Annotated in this window: 3 protein-coding genes; 1 reads left to right on the top strand and 2 read right to left on the bottom strand. The window is 69.1% G+C overall.

Annotated features, from left to right (window positions below):
• A partial coding sequence (nth, locus tag G6023_RS03600; protein WP_182634106.1) for an endonuclease III occupies positions 1–731 on the bottom strand: 731 nt, incomplete at its 3' end.
• Between the two features lie 324 nt (positions 732–1,055).
• Here nth and G6023_RS03595 point away from each other — a divergent pair.
• The gene (locus G6023_RS03595; RefSeq protein ID WP_067711408.1) at positions 1,056–1,760 is read left to right on the top strand and encodes a Crp/Fnr family transcriptional regulator; all 705 of its coding nucleotides are present in this window, start codon (positions 1,056–1,058) and stop codon (positions 1,758–1,760) included.
• 144 nt (positions 1,761–1,904) lie between these two features.
• Here G6023_RS03595 and G6023_RS03590 read toward each other — a convergent pair whose 3' ends face one another.
• Positions 1,905–2,879, bottom strand: coding sequence for a type IV toxin-antitoxin system AbiEi family antitoxin (locus tag G6023_RS03590; RefSeq protein ID WP_083249747.1), 975 nt, complete (start codon positions 2,877–2,879; stop codon positions 1,905–1,907).
• Positions 2,880–3,113: the final 234 nt, after the last annotated feature.

Genomic DNA, 3,113 nt, shown 5'->3' with positions numbered 1-3,113 from the left:
AGGCGCGCGGCGGCGACCGGGTCGAGCGGGCCGGCCTCGCCCGCGGACGGGCAGTCGTCGGCCAGCACACACGCCCCACAGGCCGCGGTCCGGGCGTGGCACACCCGGCGACCGTGGAAGATGATCCGGTGGCTCGCGTCGGTCCACGAGGCCCTGGGCAGCATCTTCGACACCTCCCGCTCGATGCGGACGGCGTCCGTGGCGTCGGTCCACCTCCAGCGGTTCACCAACCGGATGAAGTGGGTGTCGACCGGCAGACCCGGGATCCCGAATGCGTTGCCCAACACCACGTTGGCCGTCTTCCGTCCGAATCCCGGGAGGGTGACCAGGTCCTCGAGCCGCTGCGGCACCTCGCCGTCGTACCTCTCCACGAGCGCCGCGCCCAGGCCCTGGATGCTCCGCGCCTTGTTGCGGTAGAAGCCCGTCGGCCGGATGAACTCCTCCAGCTCCTCCCGGTCCGCCCCCGCGTAGTCGGCGGCGGTCCGGTAGCGCGCGAACAGTGCCGGCGTGACCTCGTTGACCCGCTTGTCCGTGCACTGGGCGGACAGGATCGTCGCCACGCTCAGCTCCAGCGGGTTGGTGAAGTCGAGCTCGCAGTAGACGTGCGGGAACGCCTCCTCGAGGGCGCGGAGCATGCGTCTCGCGCGCCGGGTGCGCCCGAGGTCGGTCTCCACCCCCCTCGCGGCCACCCCTCGTCTGCGGCGCTTCACGGCTGGAGCTGGGTCGGGCATGAGTCCACATTACGGCTCGGCGCCCCGACGGCGCGGAACCGCCGCCCCGGGTGCGTGTGCGTCCCGCGGTCCGGGGGTGGATAATCGGACAGATGCAGGGAATCCTCGTCGTCCTGGTGCCGGTCCTCCTCGCCGGATTCGCACTACTCATGGACCGTTTCGAGAACGCGATCCTCGACGAACCCGAACAGATCGACGTCTGAACCATCCCGCTGATCGCGCGTCGCCACCACCACCGACGCGCTTACGACTACAGTGGTGTTCGCCACACGCACGCCATGGCACGGACACGCATGTCCGCGCCCGAACGGAGGGTCACAGACTGTGACGATTGATCGCCGCACGGACCAGTCTGCCGACGACGTCCTCACCAGAGCCGGAATCTTCCAGGGCGTGGAGCCGGCAGCCGTCTCCGCCCTGCGTGACGACCTGACCAGCGAGGAGTACTCGAAGGGTGACGTGATCATCCGCGAGGGCGAACAGGGCGACAGCCTGTACATCGTCACCTCCGGCAAGGTGAAGCTCTCCCGCAAGGCGCCCGACGGTCGCGAGAACCTGCTGTCGATCCTCGGTCCGTCCGACATGTTCGGCGAACTCTCCATCTTCGACCCCGGCCCGCGTACCTCGTCGGCCGTGTGCGTCACCGACGTGTCCGTGCAGGCCATGGACCGTTCGGCTCTCAAGCGCTGGATCGCCGAGCGGCCGGAGATCTCCGACCAGCTGCTGCGCGTGCTGGCCCGCCGCCTGCGCCGCACCAACAACAACCTCGCGGACCTCATCTTCACCGACGTTCCCGGTCGCGTGGCCAAGGCCCTGCTGCAGCTGGCGCAGCGCTTCGGCACGCAGGAGGGCGGCAACATCCGCGTGACGCACGACCTCACGCAGGAGGAGATCGCGCAGCTCGTCGGCGCCTCCCGCGAGACGGTGAACAAGGCTCTCGCCGAGTTCGCGCACCGCGGCTGGCTGCGTCTCGAGGGCAAGAGCGTCATCATCTCGGACACCGAGCGTCTGGCCCGCCGCGCCCGCTGACGCCCCAGCCCCGGCCCCGGCTGCAGACCCAGCCCCAGCCCCCGCCCCGAAATCCGCTACCCAGAATAGGGATCCGCTAGTCCAATCCGACCAGCCGATCCCTATTCCGAGTAGCGGATTCTTGGTTACCGGCGGGCGACGCTCTCACGCCGCGCGGCCAAATCCGAGTTGCTCCTGCCGACGCATCGCGTCCTTCACCCGCCGGACGATCACGTCCGGACGCCGCAGGTCATCCCATACCAAGCGAATCACCACGTAGCCGGCATCCTCCAGATCGCGCTGCCTCTGGCGTTCACGGCTCAGTGCTTCCCGTATCTCCTGCGGGCTGTTCCCGTATTTGCCGAAGCCGTCCGCCTCGCCGATGAGCCTCCATTCTCGCCAGTAGAAGTCCACGCGGAACCGCTTGCCGCTCCGGCCCGACAGCCACACCTGCATCTCTGGCTGCGGGAGACCCGCGAACACCAGGATCAGCCGTATCAACGATTCCAGAACCGATTCCGCCAACCCGCATGTCAGCTCCGGCAGCGCCCGCGCGCGCCCGACACCCGTGCGCCCCTTCGCCAGACCCGCCTCGTCCTGGAGTTCTGGGCGCGACAACATGCCTCGGCGGATGGCCTGGTCGGCAGCAGCCACGCCGCTCTCCAGGCTCACCGTCCGTGCGACGTCGATGATCGTCCTGGCGGGAGAGGTCAACTGGATGCCGTCGACGAGTCTGGTCGCCCCCTCCACGGGCAGGGTGAAGCACACGAGCGCCGAACTGCGCCGCGTTCCGCCGCCCTCGCGTGGCCGGGTGGCGGTGGGCCGGTCCAAGGAGATCCCGTGGAGCGGCAGCCCGTAGAGCGCGAGGGCGGAACCGTGCGACATCACCGTCCCGGGTTCCACCGCGAGCGCGGCCGCCCGAGTTCGTTCGAGGAACTCCCGCTCCCTGCGGACGTAATCGGGCCCGCTCCCGGCGGGCGCCTCCTCCGGCTCGTGGGCGTAGACGCCGGACCGCACCCGCCGTAGCGTTCCGGCGCCGATCCGCCTGTTGATCTCATCGTGGTCCAGGCCGCTGCGGGCGAGCTGCGCGAACGTCGAGAGAAAGGGACTGTCGTGGTCGTCTGTCTTTGATGCACCCATGTTCGGCAGTCTCGCCCACGCCGACACGCGCACTCCCGCTGTAACCCGCGATATGCAGGCCGCCTGTGGAGAAATCCTCCCTGTGGACAATCTCCCCCGCGTCCCCGCGCCCCACCCAAATCCGCCAGCCGGAATCCGGATCGGCGACTCCAATTCGACTAGCCGATCCCCATTCGGACTAGCCGATTTTCGCGAATGGTCGGGCGGGTCGGGCGGGTCGGGCGGGTCGGGCGG

Origin of the sequence: Dietzia sp. DQ11-71 (assembly GCF_014144995.1) — a bacterium.
GTDB classification, from domain to species: domain Bacteria; phylum Actinomycetota; class Actinomycetes; order Mycobacteriales; family Mycobacteriaceae; genus Dietzia; species Dietzia kunjamensis.
Note: the sequence above shows the minus strand (reverse complement) of the source record. Positions and strands in the feature narration are given on the sequence as shown.

Bases quoted from the DNA above. Each gene is read 5' to 3' on its own strand.
- G6023_RS03590 (WP_083249747.1), bottom strand. From the start codon at position 2,879: ATGGGTGCATCAAAGACAGACGACCACGACAGTCCCTTTCTCTCGACG.